At 71.4% G+C, this 21847-nt stretch carries 19 protein-coding genes; 4 read left to right on the top strand and 15 right to left on the bottom strand.

The window, feature by feature from the left end; translation table 11 throughout:
- Positions 1–212 precede the first annotated feature (212 nt).
- The 4 genes from FRAEUI1C_RS29035 (at position 213) to FRAEUI1C_RS29020 (ending at position 7063) form a co-directional block, all read left to right on the top strand.
- The gene (locus FRAEUI1C_RS29035) at positions 213–1997 is read left to right on the top strand and encodes a polysaccharide deacetylase family protein (RefSeq protein WP_013426948.1); all 1785 of its coding nucleotides are present in this window, start codon (positions 213–215) and stop codon (positions 1995–1997) included.
- A 529-nt stretch (positions 1998–2526) separates the two neighbouring features.
- Positions 2527–3672, top strand: coding sequence for an RCC1 domain-containing protein (locus FRAEUI1C_RS29030; protein WP_157735074.1), 1146 nt, complete (start codon positions 2527–2529; stop codon positions 3670–3672).
- Positions 3673–4065: 393 nt separating this feature from the next.
- Positions 4066–5325, top strand: a complete 1260-nt coding sequence (locus tag FRAEUI1C_RS29025; RefSeq protein ID WP_232425164.1) for a glycoside hydrolase family 26 protein — start codon at positions 4066–4068, stop codon at positions 5323–5325.
- Positions 5326–5830: 505 nt separating this feature from the next.
- Complete coding sequence (locus FRAEUI1C_RS29020) at positions 5831–7063, top strand: IS481 family transposase (protein ID WP_013426945.1); 1233 nt, start codon at positions 5831–5833, stop codon at positions 7061–7063.
- Between the two features lie 230 nt (positions 7064–7293).
- Here the strand turns inward: FRAEUI1C_RS29020 and FRAEUI1C_RS29015 are convergent, their stop codons facing one another.
- The 15 genes from FRAEUI1C_RS29015 to FRAEUI1C_RS28955 all read right to left on the bottom strand — a co-directional run bounded on the left by FRAEUI1C_RS29015 (position 7294) and on the right by FRAEUI1C_RS28955 (position 21791).
- The gene (locus FRAEUI1C_RS29015) at positions 7294–10098 is read right to left on the bottom strand and encodes a tetratricopeptide repeat protein (protein ID WP_438269984.1); all 2805 of its coding nucleotides are present in this window, start codon (positions 10096–10098) and stop codon (positions 7294–7296) included.
- Positions 10099–10537: 439 nt separating this feature from the next.
- Positions 10538–10840, bottom strand: coding sequence for a trypco2 family protein (locus tag FRAEUI1C_RS29010; RefSeq protein WP_198318648.1), 303 nt, complete (start codon positions 10838–10840; stop codon positions 10538–10540).
- A gap of 201 nt (positions 10841–11041) precedes the next feature.
- On the bottom strand, positions 11042–12880 hold the full coding sequence (locus FRAEUI1C_RS29005; protein ID WP_013426942.1) for a hypothetical protein: 1839 nt from the start codon (positions 12878–12880) through the stop codon (positions 11042–11044).
- Positions 12877–13812: a bifunctional DNA primase/polymerase gene (locus tag FRAEUI1C_RS29000; RefSeq protein ID WP_013426941.1), complete on the bottom strand. Its 936-nt coding sequence runs from the start codon at positions 13810–13812 to the stop codon at positions 12877–12879. Before FRAEUI1C_RS29000 ends, FRAEUI1C_RS29005 begins: the two co-directional genes overlap by 4 nt.
- Complete coding sequence (locus FRAEUI1C_RS41710; RefSeq protein ID WP_013426940.1) at positions 13809–13937, bottom strand: hypothetical protein; 129 nt, start codon at positions 13935–13937, stop codon at positions 13809–13811. Before FRAEUI1C_RS41710 ends, FRAEUI1C_RS29000 begins: the two co-directional genes overlap by 4 nt.
- Positions 13934–15571, bottom strand: a complete 1638-nt coding sequence (locus FRAEUI1C_RS28995) for a DNA cytosine methyltransferase (RefSeq protein WP_013426939.1) — start codon at positions 15569–15571, stop codon at positions 13934–13936. Before FRAEUI1C_RS28995 ends, FRAEUI1C_RS41710 begins: the two co-directional genes overlap by 4 nt.
- Positions 15568–15993 carry a WhiB family transcriptional regulator gene (locus FRAEUI1C_RS42000; RefSeq protein ID WP_013426938.1) on the bottom strand — a complete coding sequence of 142 codons (426 nt, stop codon included), beginning with the start codon at positions 15991–15993 and terminating at the stop codon, positions 15568–15570. The genes FRAEUI1C_RS28995 and FRAEUI1C_RS42000 overlap by 4 nt, the downstream gene beginning before the upstream one ends.
- Positions 15990–16646, bottom strand: coding sequence for a hypothetical protein (locus tag FRAEUI1C_RS28985; protein ID WP_013426937.1), 657 nt, complete (start codon positions 16644–16646; stop codon positions 15990–15992). Before FRAEUI1C_RS28985 ends, FRAEUI1C_RS42000 begins: the two co-directional genes overlap by 4 nt.
- Positions 16643–16813 (bottom strand): hypothetical protein, encoded by a 171-nt coding sequence (locus FRAEUI1C_RS39835; RefSeq protein ID WP_013426936.1) that lies wholly within the window; start codon positions 16811–16813, stop codon positions 16643–16645. The genes FRAEUI1C_RS28985 and FRAEUI1C_RS39835 overlap by 4 nt, the downstream gene beginning before the upstream one ends.
- A gap of 89 nt (positions 16814–16902) precedes the next feature.
- A complete protein-coding gene (locus tag FRAEUI1C_RS28980; protein ID WP_013426935.1) occupies positions 16903–17223 on the bottom strand; it encodes a hypothetical protein in 321 nt (106 codons plus the stop codon).
- Positions 17220–17729, bottom strand: coding sequence for a hypothetical protein (locus FRAEUI1C_RS28975; RefSeq protein ID WP_013426934.1), 510 nt, complete (start codon positions 17727–17729; stop codon positions 17220–17222). Before FRAEUI1C_RS28975 ends, FRAEUI1C_RS28980 begins: the two co-directional genes overlap by 4 nt.
- A gap of 49 nt (positions 17730–17778) precedes the next feature.
- A complete protein-coding gene (locus FRAEUI1C_RS28970) occupies positions 17779–18201 on the bottom strand; it encodes a DUF3307 domain-containing protein (RefSeq protein WP_013426933.1) in 423 nt (140 codons plus the stop codon).
- A 60-nt stretch (positions 18202–18261) separates the two neighbouring features.
- Positions 18262–18498, bottom strand: coding sequence for a hypothetical protein (locus FRAEUI1C_RS28965; RefSeq protein ID WP_013426932.1), 237 nt, complete (start codon positions 18496–18498; stop codon positions 18262–18264).
- Between the two features lie 34 nt (positions 18499–18532).
- Positions 18533–19600 carry a hypothetical protein gene (locus FRAEUI1C_RS28960; protein WP_013426931.1) on the bottom strand — a complete coding sequence of 356 codons (1068 nt, stop codon included), beginning with the start codon at positions 19598–19600 and terminating at the stop codon, positions 18533–18535.
- Between the two features lie 31 nt (positions 19601–19631).
- Complete coding sequence (locus FRAEUI1C_RS28955; protein WP_013426930.1) at positions 19632–21791, bottom strand: ATPase AAA; 2160 nt, start codon at positions 21789–21791, stop codon at positions 19632–19634.
- Between the last annotated feature and the right edge of the window lie 56 nt (positions 21792–21847).

The raw sequence follows: 21847 nt of genomic DNA, 5'->3' as shown, positions 1-21847 counted from the left end.
GGGACACCCGCTACCGCTATGTCCACCGCGCCCGCGCCCCGCCGTGTCGGCTTCACCGCCGGGCCATCCTCCCCTTGCCGACCGAGGGCATCCAGGCCAACCGCGGGCATCCGGGAAAACCCGGGACGGGGGGACATCGCTGTTGGTCATGGCGACATATGTCCATTTTAACGAAAAGCGCATACAATGGCGCGTTTCTTTGGGGGAATCACATGCAGTTTGACGTCGGTCCAGTCAGCCTGACGCCTGATGTGCCTGGTCCATTCGTGGTCTGGGCTGGCGACGATGGCTACGACACCCAGGCGGGATACTTCTCCCTGCTCGCCTCCAGTGGGATCATGGGAACCTTCTTCCTGTCGGTCGACTGGGTGGACCAGGCCGGGACATCCCCTGTATACGGGGACGCCTACATCACGACGTCCCAGGTCGAAGCCATCGTCGCCGCCGGCCACGAGGTCGCCACCCATGGCAAGAACCATGAAGATCTTACGAGCTACTACACGACCTATGGCTCGGCGGCGCTCGACCTCCTGCTTGGTGCCGCGATCGGCGAGATTCAAACGAAATTCGGCTTCTCGGTCAAGACGGGCTCCTATCCGGGTGGGTCTGCGAACGACCGGGTAAAGGAAATAGTCAGCCGTCGGCACGAGTACTTCCGGTGCAGCCGGGGCGTCGTCAGCCAAAACGCACCGGATCCGTTCAACGTCCCAGGGATAGACATCCTTGCTCCGTCCGAGTCGGATATCAAGGGGTACATCGACGAGGCTGTGGCGAACCGCAGCATCGTCGTCCTCTTCCACCACGGCTCCATTGACTCGACGCAGCTGACCAAGGTGTCCAACCTGATCTCCTACGCGAGTAGCGCGGGATGTGATCAGGGGACGTTCTACCGGGCGATGAGCCAGCGGACCAAATGGCTGTCGACGCGTGCGATGATCGATGCCCAGGGCAACGCGTTCAATCCGACCGTCCACACCAACGAGGTGATCGTCGACCGCGACGACAGCATCGGCGGCTACTACCTGCTGGGCCTGGACGAGTCGACGAACGCGCCGTACGTGGACGCGTCGAGTGGAACGCCATTTGAATTCAGAAAGGACCTCCTGGCGCTTGCCGCACTCTCTGTGGGGCGCCGCCAGGTGTTCGCCGACTTCACGACGACCAACGCCTCGACGACCGTCTCGTCGGGGAGCGCGGGGTTCCGGGCCGACGACGTGGGTCTCTCCATCAGCGGTACCGGCATCCCGGGCGCCACGACGATCGCGGCTGTCGTGTCGCCCACTCAGGCCACCATGTCGGCTGCCGCGACGGCCAGCGGGGCGAATGTGACGGTCACGCTCGGCCGGCCCGCGTCCGGCGACGTCACGTCCGCGGGAGCAATGCGCCTGTACAACGGGCTCGCCCTGTACGGGACCGCGTCGCAGGTGGTGTACTTCGCGCGCCTTGAATCGACGGTGGAAGGGTCCATCAGCGCGAACCAGTGGATCAACAACGGTACTGGCGGCGCCGGTGGCGAGATGACCGTCGACTCGGGCAGCGGCGGGTCCTACGTGAACATCAAGGGATTCGCGACCAGGATCCGAAGCGAGGACGGCACCGAACGTCTGCGATTGGGCGCCGCCAAGGACGGCCTTGATTTCGGCGCGGCCGAGGACGTGACACTCCAGCGGGACGGGAGCGGAAACCTCGCCGCCAATGTGACCTTCCAGACGGCTGGCGATCTGATCGTAGGTAACGCCGGAAACGGGCTCCTGGTCAAGGAAGGGACCAACGCCTGCCTCGGTGCCGCCACGTTGTCCAGCGGTTCGGCCACGGTCTCCACGAGTGCCGTCACCGCGAACAGCAGGATCTACCTGACGCCACAGAACCTGTCCGGGGTCGGCACGCCCCAGGCGATGGCTGTCTCCGCGAGAACAGCGGGAACGAGCTTCACGATCACATCGGCTTCGTCGTCCGACGCGTCGACGATCGCCTGGATGATCGTGGAGCCCGCCTGACGCTCCGCGGTCCCGCCAGAAGACCGCCCCGGTCCCACCATGTCGTGAGGGGCACGGTCGACCGGAGCGGTCCTGCCGGAGACTTTCGTGTGCCGCCGCCTCCGCGTCACCTCACGCGCTCATCCCGGCCGATCGCGCATGACCTCCGGCCTACGACCGCGCCTGCCTGAACCAAGTGCGTGCGAACGGCGCGAACGGCGGGACCCGTCACCGTCCGAGTCCGCCCGCCGCGACAGCCGCCGCATCCCGTCCGGCGACACCTCACCGGCCCGCTCAGCCACCATTCACCCCGGTATCTGGCCGGACGAGTCCCAGGGCTCCCGTGATCACGCCGCATCGTCGACGGTTCGTGGCGGAGGCCGGAGCCCCGGGTTCTGTTCGCCCTTTCTCGCCTGGGTGACAACGTAATGGCGCAACACGGGCACGCTTGGTCAAGATATTTGGGTCTGCTCAACACTCTGTGTACTAGAAATAGCACATAGAGTGGCCACGGGGGATGTGGCCCGTCCTTCAGGCAGAAAGAGCAGACATGTCTCAGCGACAATGGCGAACAGGGATGTGCTCGGCGGTGCTGGCCGCCGTGGGAGTGATCGTCCTGTCCACGGCCCCGACAGCCGCGGCGACCGGGCCCGGCTTCGTGCTCGACTGGGGTGCCAATGGCCAGGGCCAGCTCGGCGACGGCACGACCACGGGCCGCCTGACCCCGGTTCAGGTCCTGGGTATAGACGAACTCACCGCCGTCGCGGCCGGCGAGGGCACCGGGTATGCGATGGCCTACGGCGCCGTCCAGGCCTGGGGTGACAACTCACACAACGAGCTCGGTGACGGCACCACCACTGACCGCCTGACCCCGGTGCAGGTCAACGACCTGGTCGACGTGGTCGCCATCGGGGCCGGCGCGCACAACGGCTATGCGGTGCGCAGCGACGGGACCGCCTGGGCCTGGGGAGAGAACAGCGACGGTTCCGTCGGCGACGGCACCACCGTCAACCGCTCGCTTCCGGTCCAGGTCGCCGGCCTGACCGACGTGACCGCCGTCGCCGGCGGTATGCACACCGGGTACGCGGTGCGCAGCGACGGGACCGCCTGGGCCTGGGGAGAGAACAACGCCGGGCAGCTTGGTGACGGCACCACGACGGACAGCCCGACGCCTGTCCAGGTCTCCGGTCTGACCCAGGTGAACGCCATCGCCGGCGGGGTGTACCGGGGATATGCGCTGCGCAGTGACGGCACGGTCTGGGCCTGGGGCTCCAACAGCTTCGGCGCGCTTGGAGACGGCACCACGACGGACAGCCTGACTCCGGTGCCGGTCGCCGGCCTGACCCAGATCACCGCCATCGCGGCCGGCAGCAACAGCGGGTACGCGCTGCGCAGCGATGGCACGGTCTGGGCCTGGGGATACAACTACGAAGGCCAGCTTGGTAACGGCACCACGACGGACAGTTCGACGCCGGTCCAGGTCTCCGGCCTGACCCGGGCCACCGCCATCGCGGCCGGCGCCTACACCGGGTACGCGCTGCGCCGTGACGGCACCGTCCGGGCCTGGGGATCCGGCGCCGGCGGCGCGCTCGGTAACGGCACCACCACCAACCGGTCGACCCCGGCCCAGGTCACCGGCCTGAGCGGCATCACGACGATCGCCGGCGGCGGCCTCAGCGGGTACGCGGTGAACTGAGGCGGGCCTCGCACCGCCCAGGTCCACCCGACCGACTGCCGAAGCCCGGCCGCGTCGCGACGCGGCCGGGCTTCGCGCTGTGCTGACCCGGAGGGGCTGCCCTGACAACGACGAGATAGCGCACCCACCGCGGGTTCCGGAGGACTCCCGGCTGCTGGTCAGGGAGCCCGGCCTGTTCGTTCATCGGCTCGGCGCGGTCCGACCCCTAGGACACCGGCGAAACAACGAAATACCTTCGTCACCGCGACATCCCGGGCGGGACCGCACACCGGTGCGCAAAGGCATCTCGCCGGAAGTTAGCGTGCGAGACGACACAGCGAGCAATCCCGTCCCCGTGCACCCGGTTCGAGCGTGGTCGCCGATTGCGAGGCCGTCGGGCGGAAGGGATCTCGGGTGCGACATCGGGCAGGCGTCTCGGCGAGCACGGTGGCCTCACAGGCGCCCGACGTACGGCCGGCCGATGCGCGCACCCCAGCCAGGCGGACTCCGGGCAGCGAGGGCGGGCGCGGCGGTCGGCGCAGGCTCGGCTGGACGGCCGCCGCCACCGCTCTGACCGTGGCAGCGGCGGCCCTTGGATTCCTCGTGCTGACCCCGCACGGCGGGAGCAGCGTCGTCGTGGCCCCCAGCCTCGGGAACGGGCTCAGCCGGGCGCTGGCGCTCGCCACCACCGCGGCGCCGACCTCGCCCGCCGCGGCGACGCCGACGACGACACCGACCCCGACACCGGGGGCCACGACGGCGAAGCCGCCCGCCGCCCTGGCCGCCGCGCCAGGCGGTGGGCGCGTTCCGGGCGGCCTGTCGGGGATCACCGCCGGCAGCCTGAGCCAGGTGCAGGCGTGGGAGCGGTTCCGCGGCACGCCGGTCAACGTCGTGCAGACGTTCGCCGACCTGAGCAGCTGGGACACGATGGTCCACCCGTGGATCGGCTCCGGTCCGGAGAAGTTCTCCACCTTCAACGGCCGTTGGGTGATCTCCGAGTCGTTCTACCCGGACGGCGGAGGTGACATGGGCACCTGCGCGAACGGCGGATACGCCGCGAAATGGAATCAGTTCGGCAGTTGGCTGACCGCCCAGGGCCGGTCGGACACGATCGTGCGGCTCGCCTGGGAGGCCAACGGCGACTGGGAACCCTGGTCGGTCAGCAAGACCGACACGAGCACGTGGATCCGCTGCTTCCAGCAGGTCGTCACCGCGATCCGCGCCACCGATCCGAAGGTGCGGATCGACTGGACGCTGAACTCCCACAGCGGCGGCCTCGACGCCTACCCGGGCAACGGCTATGTCGACATCGTCGGCATCGACACCTACGACCACTGGCCGCCGAGCCTCACCCAGGCGACCTTCGACCAGCAGTGCCACGAGGCGACCGGGCTGTGCTCGGTGATCGCGTTCGCGCGGGCGCACGGCAAGCAGTTCTCGGTCCCCGAGTGGGGCCTCGTCGGCACACAGGACACCGGCGCGGGCCGGGCGGGCCAGGCGGGCGGCGACAACCCGGTCTACATCCGGGCCATGTACAACGTTCTGCGCGCGAACTCCGACGACCTCGCCTACGAGGCCTATTTCAGCGACTCGTCGCCGGACAACGTGCACTCCTCGCTGGTCAACCCGGACGAGAACCCGAACAGCGCGGCCCTCTACGCCCAGCTCTGGTAAAGCCGCGGGCGTCGTCGAGGAAGTGATCGCCGTTTTCGCCCTCAGGTGGTCGTGAATCGGGCCTCGCCGCAACCACTTGAGGGCCGAACTCGCGATCATGTTCGGGGCTCGGAGCGGACATCCCCTGTGGGGGCGGCACTCGTCCGCGCATAGTCCGCGACCGCCCGGACTCGGCCGGACAGCAGCCCGGTGGACGATGATCGGGGAAAGTGGCGTGACCTGCTGCGACACGGCGATTCGGCAGCGTCGACCGGCTCGTGCACCTTCACGGTGGTTATTCGAACCCGAATGGCGGGGCGGAGCCCCGCACCGGGGGTCCGGGGGTCGTCCCCCGGATAGACATCGCGGCGACCGGCGAAGCCGGCCAGAGGACGGCGAGCAGCGTCGACCCGCTCGTGCGGGAGGGGGTGTGCTGGCTCAGGACATAGGAGACAGGTGTCTCAGGACATAGGCGACACGTGTCTCGGGTCATCGGAGACGAGACCGACTAGTTCGATCATGGTCGATGTCGAAGGCGCGGTTGGTGATCACGGCTCTGGTCGTGGAGGGGCAGACGGCGGCGCAGGTCGCCCGCCGGTACGAGGTGAGCCGGGGCTGGGTCTACAAGCTGAAAGCCCGCTACGACGCTGAGGGGGAGGTGGCGTTCGAGCCGCGGTCGCGACGGCCGGTCTCGTCTCCGACCGCAACGTCGGTGGCGATGGTTGACCTCGTGCTGCGGTTACGTAAGGAGTTGGCCGAAGCCGGCCTGGACGCCGGCGCGGACACAATCGGCTGGCATCTCGCCCATCACCACGACACGACGCTGTCGCGGGCGACGATCAACCGGATTCTGAACCGTGCCGGGGCGGTCACACCCGAGCCTGCGAAACGGCCCCGCTCGTCCTACATCCGTTTCCAGGCGGACCAGCCGAACGAATGCTGGCAGTCAGACTTCACCCATTACCGGCTGACCCGGCCGAACGGCAAAATCGGCATCGACACCGAAATTCTCACCTGGCTGGACGATCATTCCCGGTTCGCCCTACGAGTCTCAGCTCACCTGAAGATCACTGGGAGGATCGTGGTCGCGAGCTTCCGGCAGGCCGCTGACCTGCACGGCTACCCCGCCTCGACGCTCACGGACAACGGGATGGTCTACACGGTCCGGCTCGCCAGCGCCGGTGTCGCGGGCGGGCGGACCGGGTTCGAAGCAGAGCTACGCCGCCTCGGGATCGTGCAGAAGAACTCCCGGCCGAACCATCCCACGACCTGCGGGAAAGTCGAACGCTTCCAACAGACGTTGAAAAAATGGCTGGCCGCGCAGCCCGTTCAACCGGCCAGCACTTACGCGCTGCAGACGCTGATCGACCAGTTCGTCGAGACTTATAACCAGCACCGGCCGCATCGATCGCTACCAGGCCGCTGCACGCCTGCCGTCGCCTATCAGGCCCGGCCGAAAGCCCGACCGAACACCGACCGCAGCGCCGACAGCCATGACCGCGTCCGGCGCGACCACGTCGACGCCAACGGGAAACTCACCCTGCGCGTGAACGGCCGGCTGCACCACATCGGGATCGGACGAACCCACGCCCGAACCCCCGTACTCCTGCTCGTCCACGACCTGCACGCCCGGATCATCCACGCCACCACCGGCGAGATCATCCGCGAGCTCACCATCGACCCGACCCGCGACTACCAGCCCACGGGCCGACCCCGCGGACCCGCCCCCAAAACCCAAACAGCCGAACCCCCGAGATGAGGGTTCAGCTGTCTCCGATGTCCTGAGACATCACATCGTGCGGGAGGGGGGACTTGAACCCCCACGCCCTAGGGCGGCAGATCCTAAGAGGGCCGCTCCCAAGATCGGGCCGCGCTACCAGCGCCTCCGCAGCGCCCCGCGCCCCGCAAAGCCCGCGACACGCCGGTCTCGACTCCCCGCCCATTCCACGACCCATTCCACGAATGGTGACGCTGGGTCACCATTCGCGGTCAGGAGGCATCATCCGGGCCGAGCCAGTCGGGCAGTTCTGCTCCTGTGAGTTCCCGCCACACCGCGTCGAACGCCGGCTGATCGCCTTGACGTTCGTCCCGCAGCAGCGACACGGCGAGGCGCAGCAGATCGTTCAGCTGGTGCTCGATCGCCAGCGTCAGGGCTTCGAGCAGAGCACGTGCCATCGGCCGCGTCGTCCGAGAGCCGCAGAGCACAAGGCCGGTCAGCGTCAGCGACTGTGCCAGCGGCTGCGCATAGACCGCCGGGTACCGCTGCTGCAGTTCCCGGCGGATCTGGACGGCTTCGTTGATGGCGGTGAGGGCGTCCTCGTGGCGGCCGAGCGCCGCCAGCTGGACCGACTGGTTGTTCAGCGATGACGCGAGGTCGGGGCGGAAGGCGTCGGGTCGGGCTGCGGCCAGGTCCCGGCGGATCTGGACGGCTTCGTTGATGGCGCTGAGGGCGTCCTCGCGGCGGCCGAGCGCCGCCAGCCGGTTCGACTGGTTGTTCAGCGATGACGCGAGGTCGGGGCGGAAGGCGTCGGGTCGGGCTGCGGCCAGGTCTCGGCCGAGGTCGACGGCTTCGTTGATGGCGCTGAGGGCGTCCTCGCGGCGGCCGAGCGCCGCCAGCCGGTTCGACTGGTTGTTCAGCGATGACGCGAGGTCGGGGCCGAAGGCGTCGGGTCGGGCTGCGGCCAGGTCTCGGTAGAGGTCGACGGCTTCGTTGATGGCGCTGAGGGCGTCCTCGTGGCGGCCGAGCGCCGCCAGCCGGACCGACTGGTTGTTCAGCGACATCGCGAGGTCGGGGCGGAAGGCGTCGGGTCGGGCTGCGGCCAGGTCTCGGTAGAGGTCGACGGCTTCGTTGATGGCGCTGAGGGCGTCCTCGCGGCGGCCGAGCGCCGCCAGCCGGACCGACTGGTTGTTCAGCGACATCGCGAGGTCGGGGCCGAAGGCGTCGGGTCGGGCTGCGGCCAGGTCTCGGTAGAGGTCGACGGCTTCGTTGATGGCGCTGAGGGCGTCCTCGCGGCGGCCGAGCGCCGCCAGCCGGACCGACAGGTTGTTCAACAATCGGAGGTACTCGGAGGAGAGACCGGTGTCGATGTCTGGGTCCGGCCGAAGGCGCATCACCGCCTGTTCGGTGAGGCTCGCGGCGGCGACAGCGAGATCGACGGACGTATTGGGGAAGGTATCGACGATGGCGGTGACTTCAGCGACGGTGAGATTGTGGACGGCGGACACAATCTTTGGCTGCTTGGCGAGGAGCTTGCCCAAGGCTGCCGGGATGTGCTGCTGGTGGTAGGCAGCGCGGGCGAGGACGATCAGTCCCTGACAAAGCTGGGCAGACTTGCCGTCCGTGAGGAGGGCGGCGGCGAGGTCAGGATCGCCGTCTGGGCTGGGGCGCAGCGTCTGGCCGATGAGATGTTCGGCGATGCGGTCGGGGGCGAGCGATCCCCAGTAGCCGATTGACGACGGGTAGAGGTCCCTGAGCCATTCGGCGAGCGCGCGCCGGTCCGGCCCGGATTCGGCAGCGAATTCGGGGATTCGGCCGACGGTGGCCATTGCCTGTCGCCTGTCAGCGGCTCCGCACAGCGCGGCTGCGGCGACCGCCTGACGGAGCAACGAGCCGACGTATCGCGGATGCAGCTGTCGAGAGCTGGCCGTGTCAGTCCAGTAGTGCTGTTCGTGGTCGAGCAGCACGTCGTACATGGTGCGGCCGGTCCTGGCATCGATGTCGGCGACAGGGCTGGGGCCGGCCTGCAGGAGCTGCGTGAGCGCCTGGGTGTGGAGGGTCAGGGCAAGGCCGTACCTGTCGTCGGTTAGATCGCCGGGTGCGTGCATCCGTGCGGCCAGGCCGGCCCAGTCGGTGCTGGGGCTGTAGCTCGACCAGGCTTTGGCCAGATCCGCGAGTGCCTGGACATACTGGCCCGCGCGGCCGAGCGGGTCGGGTTCCAGCGGGGCGAGGGGCTCGGGGATGACGGTGCCGCAAAGGTCTGGGTAGCTGCCACGAAGGTTGGCCCACCAGGTGGCGTCCTCGGACGCCGAGCGGGCCAGCAGTAGCAGCCGGACCCAGCTCGTGCCGGTCCGGCGCAGCGTGTCGAGTAGCAGCGTGAGTTGGCCTTGCCGGGTCTCGGCGTAGTCGACGACCAGCAGCACCGGCGCCTGTGTGCCACCGAGTCGGTTCAGGACTGCGGATGGGGCATGGCCCGCGAGCGGGCCGGCGACCCAGCCGGCGGCCCGCCGATCGGAGCAGACCTGCATGGCGAGGCGGGTCTTGCCTTGTCCTCCCGGGCCGACGAGCAACCGCACCGGGTCGGCGTCGTCATCCTCACACCAGGCGTTCAAGGACGCGCGTTCTGTCTGCCGCCCGTAGAAGCTGACGACCTCCCGTTCGGGACGCAGCAATGACGCTGGTGACTGCCGGCCGCGGACGCTCCTGGTGGGCTCGAAAAGGCGCCACAGTTCGACCGACTCCGGGTCGATCCGTTCGACGCCAACCAGCCGCGCGAAGTCCGGGTCGGCGGCGACAGTCCTGATCGGCGTCACGGTCAGACGACCGCCCGTGAAGGCAAGATCGTCGTCCTTCACCACCCCGATCAGAAGATCATTGGAGAAGACGGCAGCTCCCGACAAACCCGCCCAGGCCGAGGAGCGGGTCTCCTTCCTATCCGCGCTGGGATGCCCGTCGGATGGTGCGTATCTCTCCCATCCGTCCGGCCTAGCGTCGTCGACGTGCAGGTACAGGCGGTCGCCGGTCCGGCCGCTGGCCATCGGGTTGATGTGGCCGGTCAGATGGTCGGGCAGACGCACCTTCTGGTCGTCACGGAGCACTCGTGGAAAGCCGACGAGCTCGCATGGCTGGCGACCAGCCGACCCGGTGAAACGCCCCCACCGGACATCTGGAAGCGAGCCCGAGGACAGTGGAGCGGCGAGGCGAACGAGTGCGATATCCGGCTCCGCACTGTCGGAGGACCACGATGCGGGCCAGGCGACCGTCCCTGGCGGGGACCAGCCGTCGGCCTCCATGTCGTCCCCTTCGGCGACGTCGTCAAGGCGCCGCACCCGCACCGGTAAGCGCGGCTGGCCATCAGCACCGAAGACCGTGTGCGCGGCCGTCAACACAAGGTCGGGGCCGACCAGATTGCCGGACCCCCGCTTGGTGGGAGCGTCACCCGCCTTGATCTCGACGACGCGCTCACGAGCGAACCCTGCCACCGCCGTTACCCCCGTCGTAATGCGGTGCGCGTGATCAGTCGTCGTCCTCGTCGGAGATGTCGACCGTCCTACGGACGGTCCCGCCGGAGCCGTCCGCCACGACCTCGTGGGGCTTGAGCTTCAGCTTCAGCCGGTGTGTCGCCGTGCTGCCCCTGGACCCCCCGCCTCCGACCGACACGACCCAGAACTTCGCCCCGAGCTCGCCCTTGCCTTCCTTGCGCAGCTCCAGGCCGAACTCCAGCTCCACGTCGCCGAGCTCGAACCGGATCGACTCGCCATCTGCGGCGAGCCGGGCCGCAGCCAGCTCCCGCCGCAACGATCCGATGGCGTCGGCCACGCCAACCCACTCGTTGTCGCCCATCGCAACCCCCACATCGCCTGGAACGACCTGATCAACGCACAAAGTTACCGTGACGGCACATTGGGCCGGTATTGGGGTAGGAGAGGCGGCTCGACGAAGCGTGAGCGCCGGCCAGCGAGCAGGTATCCCCTTGCCCATCGGGCATCTCGGCGCGAACGGGCGGCGACGGTCGCGGTGTCACGGCTGGCGCTCCCGAGTCTCGACGCGCCAGAGTCGGGCGCCGGTGTGGCGGTCCGTGTCGGCGCGTACCACAAAGGGGCCATACCAGCGGCCGACGTGGCCGCGGAGGCGGGCACCGAGCTCCTGGGCGGTCGGGTGGTGGCGGCCGGTCATGAGGCTGGCAGGGATCGCGCCGTCCCAGGGATCTGCGCCGTCCGGGTCGCGGTCGAAGCTGCCGCGCAGGTCGGCCGAGGTGCGTTGCTGCGTGCCGAACTTCTCCTCCCACCGGGTGAGGAAGGCCTGCCAGGTGGCGGCCTGGTCGTCCATGTCGGCGACGTCGGCGGTGTTGTCGAGGAAGCCGGGCAGGCCGTGGTGAGTGACGAACCCGCCGGCGGCTTGTGCCCAGGGGCTGAACTGCCGCATCAGCTTTTCGCAGCGGGGTGTGCCGGCGGCGACCCAGTCGGCGACCAGGACGAGCAGGTTCCACTGAAGGTCGCGGCAGTTGTCGGGCTCGGCGAGCCAGGCCTGCAGGTTGGGGATCTGGAACGCCGAGTCTGGGCGCGCCTCAGGGTTCGGCATGTTCGGGTCGAGTCGGGTGACGACGGCGCGGGTGGCCATGTCGCCGCCGAGGCGCAGGTTGTTGCCGGTGACGGCCCATAGCCGGTCGTTGAGGTGTTTCTCCGACCGGGACGAGCCCAGGACCCGGTCGGACCATTCTGGAGCGGTGATCAGCCCGGCGAGCACGGCCGACTTGATCTGGGTGCCTTCCTCAATGTTGTCCCAGACGATCAGCGGCTCCGGTCGGCGGAGCGCGGCCAAAACCGCCTTGCGCAGCTCGTCGTCGTTGCCAGGCCAGGGGTTCTGCTGCTTGCCGTAGATCGAACCAACCATGTCGACCAACAGTGACTTGCCCGAGGACGCGGTGGTGGCGGTGGCCATCCAGAACGGGGCGAGCGTGCGCAGGTAGGGCCGCAGAATCGGCGTGATCAGGATGGCCAGGTAGTTGGCCTTGTCCGCTGGCGCGACCCACGGGAAGTCGTGGATGACCCGGTCGACGAACTGCCTCGCGGCTACGACCTCGTCCCGCGTCGGCCGGTCGGGGACGGCTGGCAGGGCGACCTTCGGGGCGTAGTACAGGCCGGTCGCCGGGTCGTAGCCGGGCTCCTGCAGCAGCGACCCGTCAGGCCGCAGGACCGGCGAGCCGACGATCCCCCGCAGCGGCCGGACCCGAGGCCAGTGTCGGCGGGACAGCACCGCGGCCAGCACCCGCTCCGGCGGGGCGTGCTCCTCCTCCCACATCGTGTCGTTCGGGCCTTGGACGGTCCGGAACACGTACGCCTCGTGCGCGAGCACCGAGGCGAACCCGCTCGGTTCGAGCCGGCTGGACGCCAGCGGAAGCGGGTCGTCGGCGCCGGTCCCGATGTCGCCCGACACCGGGCCGACGTGGACGATCTCGCCGTTCGTGACGTACAGGTCGGCGAACGTGCCGCCGTCGACGGCGGTGGTCAGGTTCCGGATCGCCTCGGGAACCCCGCCCGCCTCGATATGCGGCTTGCCGGCTCCGCCGCCGGCGGGGCGTGGTGCGCGGGCGGGGGTGTTCGCCCGGGTCTTGGCCTTCCGGTCGGCCGCGGCCTCCTTGTACGCGGCGGTGAAGTCCCCTTTCGCCATCCACCGGCGAGCAGCCACGGCGTCCCGGTAGGCCGTCCGGACCTCCAAGGACGCGCCGGTATCCGCCAGCCCGCGGATCAGGTCGTGGATGCGGCGTCGGCGGGACACCTCGTCCAGGTCGGCGAACGTGGCGTCCAGCTCGTCGACCGACACCAGAGCGGGACGGTCGACGGGAGCCTCGGCCGTCACGCGGCGCCCATGCCGCGCCGCCGGAGGCCCACGCAGACGTCCTCGGCGGTCCGCGGGTCGCCGACGCCGGCCGCGAGCCCGGACGCGATCGTGCGGGCGGCCTCGGCCGTGGGCAGCCCGCAGGCGGCCGCCGCGTCGGCGAGGACCTGGCGGACGTCGCCGTCTGCGAGAAGCGCGCCGCCGACCAGCCGGCCCAGCTTGTAGGCGGCTCCGTTGAGGGCGTCGTTGCGGCCCGAGTCCGCGGCCATGCCGGCGATGTCGGCTGCCTCGCCGGCGAGAGCAGCGACGGCCCATGCCCTGGCACGACGTACGGCCCCTGGCTCGCCGCGCCCCGTCCAGTCCGTCGCCACCCGCAGGCGGCGACGGTCGACGTCGCGGGCTTCGCCGCCCTGGCTGGTTGGCTGCGGCTGGGCCAGCCTGCGGAGCCAGGCGGGCAACTCGGCCAGCGATAGCCGGTCGCACCACTGGTAGCGGCGCCCGGACGGGTGCCGCGACGGCGGGGCCAGCACCATCCCGCCCGCGCCCTCGCCGGCGCCCCGTACATCGATTCCCGCGCCTACCAGCCCTTTGCTGTTGCCCGGCGGGTCGACGTGCGGGGCGCGGTACCAGTAGTGGATTCCGCCGTCGTCCCGGCCGGTGGTCACCGACGTCGTCGGGGCCTGCCCATGTCGAGCGGTCAGAGCCTGCCAGGAGGCCCGGCCGGCGGGCCCGTCGACGTCGACGACGGTCAGTCCACTGGGCTTGCACGCCACCGCGATGGATGCGGCCGGCCACCGTTCCCACCAGCCGGCGATCACCTCCGGATCGACGGTGGCCTCGGTACCCCACTTGACCATCGGCGCCTTGCTCCCTGGCCGTACGGGGAAGACATGCATCCCGCGACGCGCAAGCGCGAGCGCCGGTCCCACATGGGAGGTGCGGTCGTTGCTCATCGGCCCACCACGCCCGCAACGCTCAACGCTGTTGCGCCCGCCCGGTCGAGCTCCTCCCGCAGCGCCGCCTCGGCGCGGGCCAGTTCGGCCGCGAGAAGGTCTCGGTCGACCTGGGAGTCGATCACGCCGCCACCTCCAGGATGGCGACGACCCGCTCGGCGAGAAGGCGGGCGGCGGGTGGGGTGACGGCGTTGCCGTACATCCGGACCTGGTCGCGACGGGTCGCGCCGGCCATCAGGTAGTCGGTGGGGAACGCCATCGCGGCGCCGATCTCGCCGACGGTGAGCATCCGGAACCGGCAGCCGTCGATCTCGTGGTCAGGGACGTCGGCGGGGGTGCGGGTGGTCAGGGCGTAGCGGTCGCGGGTAGTGAGCGTGCCGGCGGGCCAGCTGGCGGGGCGGGCGACGCCGGTGCCGTAGTAGGGCAGCAGCAAGGCCCCGTCGGCCGGTGTCGCGAGCGCGGTCTCGCGGCGGGTCGTCTGGGTCCGCAGCGGCCCGCCGGTCAGCCGAGCTCGTAGACCGGATCGGGCTTCGACGGGGACGGCCAGGCCGGCGGGGGTCGTGAGGCCGTGGTGGGTGCCGGCCGCGGTGACGGTCGCGAGCGGGCCTGCGACGCCGGTGGGCTGGACGTGGCGGCGCAGCGTCGCGATGAACGGCGCGGCGCCGGCCGGGGAGGCGAGCGCCTCGGTCTCCCGGGTGGTCCGGACCCGTATCGGCAGGGTCGCTGGCGTCGCGTCGTCGTTCCACGTCCCGCCGGCGGGCACGAGCAGCGGCGGGACGGTCAGGGCGTGGGCTTCGCCGGTCGCGGTCACGACCGGTCGGGGCACGTCGAGCGGCCACACCCGGGTACCGGGCTGGCGCTCGAAGGTGTTCCCGCCGGTCGGCAGGCCGATCGGCCGGCCGTAGCGGGCCAGCCCCGCGCGGATCCGCTCCCTCGTGGCCGCGGCGAGCGGGCGGGCCCGGTCGCCGATCGCCGGGCCGAGGTTGGCCCAGTCGATGACCGCCGCCGCCGGGATCGCCAGCGGCTCGGCGACCGTCCGGCAGGTCGGGCACTGGTAGACATACTGCGCCCGCCACCGGCCCCATCTGGTGGCCGGGTTCTTCCATGCTTGGACCGCGTCCACAGCGGTCGCGCAGGACGGGCACCAGGCCGGCGGCCGGATATCGAGGTCCGGGGCGGGCAGCCCGCGGCGCCAGAACACGATGTACAGCCGGTCGCGGTACTGCGGGGCGCCGGCGTAGTCCTTCCCGTGCGCGAACGCCGAGTTCAGATAGACGACCGCGTGGTCGTAGCCGAGATCCGTCATCGCGAGGATCCAGCCGTTCCAGCCGAGCCACCACCGCACGTCGACGACGTTCTCGGTGATGATCGCCGCGTAGGGACGGCCCCGGTGGACCGCCGTCTCGGCGAACCGGGGGACATCCCACATCGTCGCCCTCGACCGCTCCGCCGCCGGGTCCGGCTTGTCCCCGAACAGCGCGATCTGACCCGTCGGGCGCCGCCGGCCCTTCGCCACCGACTGGTTCGTGCATTCAGGCGACGCCCAGAGAATGTCCGTAGACGGGTAGCGACGCGGGTCGGTCCCTGAAATGTCGGCGCAGTCGTGCTCGGTCTCCGGATGGTTCAGACCGTGCACCTCGACGGCCAGCGGCCAGTGATTCGCGGCATGCGTGACCCGCACCCCCGCGCCGACCAGGCCGGTGGACGACCCACCCGCACCGCAGAACAGGTCTAGCGCCGTCACGTCGCGGCCGCTCATTTGTCCTCCCCAGCGAGGTCGATGCCGGCGGCCGGCGGGACGGAGCGGTGGGCGTCCGATGGAGTCCCGGATCGAGGGGCCCGGCGCCGTGCGCGGCGTTCACGTTCAGACAGGCCGCCCCAGACGCCGAACCGCTCGTCGTTGTCGAGCGCGTACTGCAGGCATTCCGAGCGGACCTCGCAGCCAGCACAGACACGCTTGGCCTCGCGGGCCGACTGGCCCTTCTCCGGGAAAAAGGCCTCCGGATCGGTCTGCGCGCACACCGCCCGCTCGCGCCAGTCCTCGGCCTCGGCCATGAGATGGATCAAGAGCGCGGCGACGCTCGGCTCAATTGCCGGCGGGACCGGCATCTCCTCCGGGGAATTTCCGCCCAGCGTCCGGCTGGCGGCCTCGCATGGGACGACCGCGGTGATCGTGGTCATCGGACCTCGACCCCGATCTGCGCAAGCCAAGCGCGGGCGGCGTCCTGGACGGCCCCTGGATCAATGATCGTGTAGGCGCGGGCGGGAAGGCCGAGCCAGGTGCCGCCGGTGACCGTGATGTGGAGGGCGCCCACTGCGGACACGTGTGCGGTCGTTCGGGCCTCGCCGTCGAGCCTGCCGCGCAGCTCGGCGAGCACGTCCAGGTTCGCGCGGTCGTTGGCCGCGTCGTCCACGCCGTGGCGGAAGGTCTGGGGCACGATCTCGAGGCGGTGCGCGCTATCTCGCACCTCGACCATGAGCCCGGCGTCCGGCATCTGCTCGACGAGCGCGGCGCCAGCGCGCAACATCTGCGCCTGCCGGGTCGCACGGTCCTCGGACGGGACGACGGCGGGCCAGTCCTCGCTGACTTCCGCCGCGTTCCTAACGGTTGTGACGGGCGTAGGGATGGCATCGACCAGGTCGATCCCGGCTGTCCGCGCGGTGACTTCGACGGCGGCGAGGATCGTCCGGAGCCGGCCAGCCAGGCTGCGGTGGTCGGTCTCACCGCCGCTGTGAGCGATCAGCGCCTCGGTGCCCTCGCGGGCGAGCGCGGCCAGGGCCGCTAGCTGGCCCATCTCGATCGACACCGGCGCGACGGCTGGAGTGGTGGTCATGCCGCGGCTCCCGTCGCGTCCGGGGCGGCCAGGGTCGGCAGGGTGGTGATGCAGCTGGTGCAGATCAATCCGCTGTAGGGGCCGTGCTGGGGGCAGGAGCCGGCGTTGACGGGGTTCGAGTCCCCGACCGCGCTGACGGCGACGGTGTGGCCGTGCAGGATGGGCATGGCTCTCCCTTCGAGCCTTTCGAGGTGTGGGGGCTGGGCCCCGGCGCGGCGGCATAGCTGCCAGGCGGTGCGCCGCGCCGGGGGCGTCTTCAAGACGCGGGGGCGGAAACGGGGACCGCGAGGTCGGCGTGGGTGGTTTCCGCGACGTCGGCGGCGTGCAGCGCGGCCGCGGCGCGCAGCAGCGTCCCGGCCCGGCCCAGACCGGCCAGCAGCTCGCGGGCCTCGGTGAGCAGGACCCGGACGTCGTCGTTGGCCGCCTCGTAGTCGGCGAGTTGCTGCTGCGCCCACACCGCCTCCGCGCAGCAGCCGGCCGCCTTCTCGACACCGGTCATCGCGCCGGCGAGCTGGTAGGTGAGGTTCGCCTGGTGCCCACGGACCGCGGCGCTGTCCCGGGCGTCGTCGGCGCTCATCGGCCGGTGTCCGTGGCGGCGAGGACGGCGTCGACGGTCGCGAGGAGGTCGTCCGTCTCGGCGAGCAGGTCGGGCACGACCAGCGCCCCTGTGCTCGCCCGCCCGGCCGGGGCGGGGGCGCCGTCGACGTAGACGGTGTCGATCCGGCCGTGCTCCGTCGTCCAGCGGCCCGCGCCGGCGACGTAGGCGGGGTCGGACGGGGCCAGGACCTCGCCAGCCGCGGTGAGGCCGATGTAGCCGCCGTGTCCGGCGCTGCGTGAGGCCCGCGAGGCGGCCGCCTCGGCCGCGCTCGCCGGCCGCAGTCGGGCCGGCTCGCCGCTGTAGTCGGCGAGGAACAGCCAGCCGTGGCGGACACCCGGCCGCGCTGGCGCGGCGGGCCGGCCGGGCGTGGGAACAGGGTGGGCGGTCCGCCGGTCGGCGAGCTCGGTGACGGTCATCGCGGCCAGCGCGGCGCCGCCGGCGGCGAGTGCCAGGTCGCGGACCGCGAGCAACAGGGTCATACGCATCGGTGTGTGATCTCCGTTCAGATCGGTCGGGGCTGAGGCGGGGCCGGGGTTACAGGACGGTGGCGAGTAGGACGGCGAGCCAGAGACACCCGACATGCAGGGCTTGGTCACTCAGGTAGAGGCCGTGGATGCCCCGGTCGGCGGTGGCGGCCCACTGCCGGGAGCCGGTGTGCTCCAGCAGCCAGCGGACCGGGGTCCGCCGGTCCCACAGGGCGTGGGTCGCGGCCGAGACCGTCAGGCCCACGGCGGCGCCGGCCGGGCTGACCGACAGTCCGAGGACGGCGATCGCGATGCCGCACATCGCGGCGACGATCAGGTGGTAGACGCCGACGTGGCGGGCGAGCGCGGCCCAGCTAGCCCGGCCGGGGCCGGCCTTGGTGGCGGCCATCGCGTCGGTCTGGGCGAGGTGGTCGGCGATCTGGTGGGCGGCGTAGGCGCTCGCCGCGAGGGCGGCGAACGTGGTGGCGATCATCGGACGGGGCTCCGTTTCCGGTCCCGTGACGGCGGTAGCCGTCACGGGGGCGGGGTGGGTCTATTCGTGGGGCAGGCGGGCTGCGGGTTGGACGGTGAGGTAGCCGTTGCGGGCGGCGCTGGTCAGGTCGATCAGGTCGAGCACGGTGATCGGGGGGATGCCGCGCTGGGCGGGCAGCGGGGCGCTGACGATCGGTTGGAGGGCGAGCGCGAAGCGGTTGGCCGAGTCCCCAGGGGTGGCGCCGGGGACGTCGGCGAACAGCACGACGGCGACCCGGTGAAGGCGGTGGGCGGGCATACGCGGGGCTCCTGGGCGGGTGTGTGGGTGCGGGTTAGGCGGCGGTGGGCAGGGTGGGGGCGGCGGCGAGGTGGCGGTCGGCGGTGTGGTCGGTGAGGTGCCAGCCGCGGAACGGCGCCGCGGATCCCGCGCCGGGCAGGTAGCCGGTGCCGGGCAGGTCCTGCGGAAGCCGCTCAGGGTGCAGGCCAGGCGCGAGGCCGGGGGTCTCGCTGCGTGAAGTGGTGCGCAGGAGCGCGACGTTGACCGCGCACAGCGCGTCACGGAGCCGGACGTCGCCGCCGAAGCTGAGCGGCGAGCTGTCGGGGGCTGTCGCGAGCAGGGCGACCCCGGCCTTGCGGCCCTCGTAGGCGATCCGCCCGGCCCGTAGGGCCAGGCTGCGGTCGCGACTGGCGATCTGGTCGATGCGGGGCAGCACGAGGAGCAGCGCGGGCTCGTCCGGCGACGGGTGGTGCATCGCCTGCCGTGTGGCGGCGCAGGCGGCCTGGCGCTGGTCGATACGCCTGTTCGCCTCGCCCAGCAGGGCGTCGATCTGCGGAAGGGTGTGCGCGAACCGGGCGGCGTGGCGGCTGACGGCGGGGATCTCCCCGCCGCCGGTGAGGTCGCCGGCCCAGACGGCGAGCCAGCCGGTGTGGGCGGCGCTGACGGCGATCGAGGTGAGCATGGTGGAGGTGCCCGCGCCGGTGGCGCCGATGATCACACCGCCGGTCAGGCCGACGGCCTGGTGGTAGAGCTGCCAGGGGGCGGCGGTGCCGTCGAGGTGGCGGCCGACCGGGATCGCGGCCGGGTCGTAGACGCCGGGTCCGGGGTAGGGCTGAACCGTGCTCAGCAGGCCGCTGACGACGAGCTGGAGCTCGGCACGTGAGCCGGGCGCGCAATTGAGGGCGACCTCGTAGAGGCCGACGTCGAGCGCGGAGGCGATCCTGGGCAGCTCGGCGTCCAGGGCGGCGGGGTCCAGGGCGCCGCCGCGGCGGACCTGTAGCGGCCAGGTCGTCGCGCCGGGGGCGACGGTGCGGGGGCGGCCGAGCCGGCTGCCGGCGAGTGGGCCGGCTGCTGCGGCGACCCCGATGTCCCACATGCGGGGCACAGCCTTGGCGTTGATCATCGGATGTCCTTTCGGGTGCGGGTTGGGCGGTTTATCGGGCTGCTCGGGTGGGGGTGGGGGCCAGGGCCCACTGGCCGTGGCCGGCGTCGAGGACCAGGTGGGCGTCGACGAGTTCGGTGAGGACCTCGTAGGCGCGGGTCTTGCCGACGCCGGATTGCTCGATGAGGTCCTTGGCGCGGGTCACACCGGCCTGCAGCAGCGCGTAGATCCGGGCGCCGCCGGGGGTGTCGAGGACCGCCGGGCGTGGGCCGGCGGGCGTGGCGGGGGTGTCGTCGAGCGGGGCGAGGGTCGGTGCGGCCTGGACGGGGGCCAGGGGGGCGAGGGTGAGCAGCGACCCGTCGCTGGTCGTCCGCGCCGGCGCCGCCGTGGCCGCGGGGGTGGGCCGGGCGGGGCGGCGGGGGGTGGTGCGCAGGACGGTGGCCAGCGTCGGGTCGGCGGCGAGCAGCGCGGCGAGCGCGTCGGGGTCGAAGTCGGCGATCATGCGGGCCTGTTCGGCGCGGGTCGCGGCGACCCGTTCGGCGCGGCGGACGTAGTCGTCGCCGATGAACGCGGCGGTGACCCGGTCCAGCTCGACCTGGGGGGCGGCGGCCATCCAGGCGTCGGCCGCCGGGGTGTGCCAGCCGCGGAACGGGGCGGTGCGCCGGCTGCCGACCAGGTAGCCCAGACCGGAGGTCGGGCTGCCGTCGGGGAACACGTCGGGCAGGTCCGAGGGGTCGAGGTCCAGGCCGGGGATCATGCCCTTGGCCGACTTCGAGGTCAGGCGCAGCACGGCGAGGTTCTTGGCCATCATGTTGTCGCGCAGCGCCGAGTCGTCGCCGAACGTGGGCAGGCCGGCGTACTGGTCGGCGCCGATCATCGCGACGCCGGCCTTGCGGCCCTCGCGGGCGATCAGCGAGGCCAGGTGGGCGTGCTCGGAACCCCGGATGAAGATCTTGTGGATCTCGTCGAGGATCAGCAGGATGCCGGGCTCGGCGGGGGTCGGGATGTGCAGGTCACGGTTGCGCAGGCTGTTGTGGACGCCTCGGATCTTGATGGCGGCGACGCCGGCGCGTAGCTGCAGCAGGATCTCGTCGTTGTCGGTCGCGGGCCAGGTCGCGCGCCGGATGATCGCGGGGATCGACTGGCCGCCCTGGGGGTCACCGGCCCAGACGGAGATGCAGCGGGTGTAGGCGGCGGTGACCGCGAGGTTGGTCATCAGGGTGGACTTGCCGGAGCCGGTCGAGCCGAAGATGACCCCGCCGGCCAGGCCCCAGTCGGGGATGACGAATGCCCAGTCGGCGTGCGCCTCGTCGGGGTGGATACCGATGGCGCCGTAGCCGGTCTTCGCGTTGTAGACCTTCTCTGGCCCGGGGTGGGGGTTGGTGCGTTGCAGCGGGTTGTTCGCCCGGTCGACGACGAGCAGCAGCGCCTTGTCGGCGACGCCGGACGGGTGGCGATCGACGGTGACCTGGTCGATGCCACGGCTGATCCCGGACGCGATGAGCGGTGCGGCGGCGATCGCGGTGCCGGTTGCGTGCACGCCCGGGTTGAGGTGGATGTCCCAGGCGTCAGCGGGGCCGATCTTGCGGTAGCCGGTGAGCATGCTGCCCGCGAGGACGCGGTCCTTCGCGCCGATGCGCTGCGCCCACAGCGTGGCGACGTCCGGCTCGACCGGGGCGGGGTCGGCCGGCTCCAGCACGGGCACCTCGGGTGCGGCGGGCAGCTCGGCGATCGGCGCCACGGCGGGTGGGGTGGGGATGTGGTGACGGGTCCACCAGCCGGCGGATGAGGCGTACCCGCCGGCCCACAGCAGCGCCGCCGGCCAGCCCCACGCCCCCTGCCACGCGGCCAGCCCCAGCCAGCCGGCGCCCAGGACAGTCGTGCGTCCGACGCGGCGGGCCGCGGCGCGCCGGGCGGTGGTGTCGTCGTCGTAGTGGCCGCGACGCACCCCCCAGGTGATCCCCACGGCCAGCGCCCAGCCGAGGACGACCACCGCGGCGATCTGCGGGACGGCCGCGACGACGGCCCCGACGCCCCACAGGCCGCCGATCAGCACGAACGGGGCGACGTGGGCGCGCAGCCGCCACACACCGAGGCGCGCGACGACGATCCGTACCAGGCGTAGCCGGGCGTCGGGGGCGACGTAGCGGCGGCCGATGGCCTGCTCGGCCGCGGCGCGCATCTGCTGGTACTGGTCTCTGGTCGCCGGCATCGGGGATCGGGCCTCCTTCCTGCGCGGTGCGGATATGGGGGGCTGGCGGGGTTTCC

The sequence above is a fragment of the Pseudofrankia inefficax genome (assembly GCF_000166135.1).
Taxonomy (GTDB): Bacteria; Actinomycetota; Actinomycetes; order Frankiales; family Frankiaceae; genus Pseudofrankia; species Pseudofrankia inefficax.
The sequence above is the reverse complement of the archived record's forward strand: the minus strand, read 5'-3'. Positions and strand labels throughout refer to the sequence as shown.

What these genes read in the sequence shown, in the direction of transcription:
- FRAEUI1C_RS29030 (WP_157735074.1), top strand. Translation starts at nt 2,527, where the DNA reads ATGTCTCAGCGACAATGGCGAACAGGGATGTGCTCGGCGGTGCTGGCC.
- FRAEUI1C_RS29035 (WP_013426948.1), top strand. Translation starts at nt 213, where the DNA reads ATGCAGTTTGACGTCGGTCCAGTCAGCCTGACGCCTGATGTGCCTGGT.
- FRAEUI1C_RS39835 (WP_013426936.1), bottom strand. Translation starts at nt 16,813, where the DNA reads ATGCCCATCCTGCACGGCCACACCGTCGCCGTCAGCGCGGTCGGGGAC.
- FRAEUI1C_RS28975 (WP_013426934.1), bottom strand. Translation starts at nt 17,729, where the DNA reads ATGCGTATGACCCTGTTGCTCGCGGTCCGCGACCTGGCACTCGCCGCC.
- FRAEUI1C_RS28980 (WP_013426935.1), bottom strand. Translation starts at nt 17,223, where the DNA reads ATGAGCGCCGACGACGCCCGGGACAGCGCCGCGGTCCGTGGGCACCAG.
- FRAEUI1C_RS28985 (WP_013426937.1), bottom strand. Translation starts at nt 16,646, where the DNA reads ATGACCACCACTCCAGCCGTCGCGCCGGTGTCGATCGAGATGGGCCAG.
- FRAEUI1C_RS42000 (WP_013426938.1), bottom strand. Translation starts at nt 15,993, where the DNA reads ATGACCACGATCACCGCGGTCGTCCCATGCGAGGCCGCCAGCCGGACG.
- FRAEUI1C_RS28995 (WP_013426939.1), bottom strand. Translation starts at nt 15,571, where the DNA reads ATGAGCGGCCGCGACGTGACGGCGCTAGACCTGTTCTGCGGTGCGGGT.
- FRAEUI1C_RS28955 (WP_013426930.1), bottom strand. Translation starts at nt 21,791, where the DNA reads ATGCCGGCGACCAGAGACCAGTACCAGCAGATGCGCGCCGCGGCCGAG.
- FRAEUI1C_RS29020 (WP_013426945.1), top strand. Translation starts at nt 5,831, where the DNA reads ATGTCGAAGGCGCGGTTGGTGATCACGGCTCTGGTCGTGGAGGGGCAG.
- FRAEUI1C_RS29000 (WP_013426941.1), bottom strand. Translation starts at nt 13,812, where the DNA reads ATGAGCAACGACCGCACCTCCCATGTGGGACCGGCGCTCGCGCTTGCG.
- FRAEUI1C_RS28965 (WP_013426932.1), bottom strand. Translation starts at nt 18,498, where the DNA reads ATGCCCGCCCACCGCCTTCACCGGGTCGCCGTCGTGCTGTTCGCCGAC.
- FRAEUI1C_RS28970 (WP_013426933.1), bottom strand. Translation starts at nt 18,201, where the DNA reads ATGATCGCCACCACGTTCGCCGCCCTCGCGGCGAGCGCCTACGCCGCC.
- FRAEUI1C_RS28960 (WP_013426931.1), bottom strand. Translation starts at nt 19,600, where the DNA reads ATGATCAACGCCAAGGCTGTGCCCCGCATGTGGGACATCGGGGTCGCC.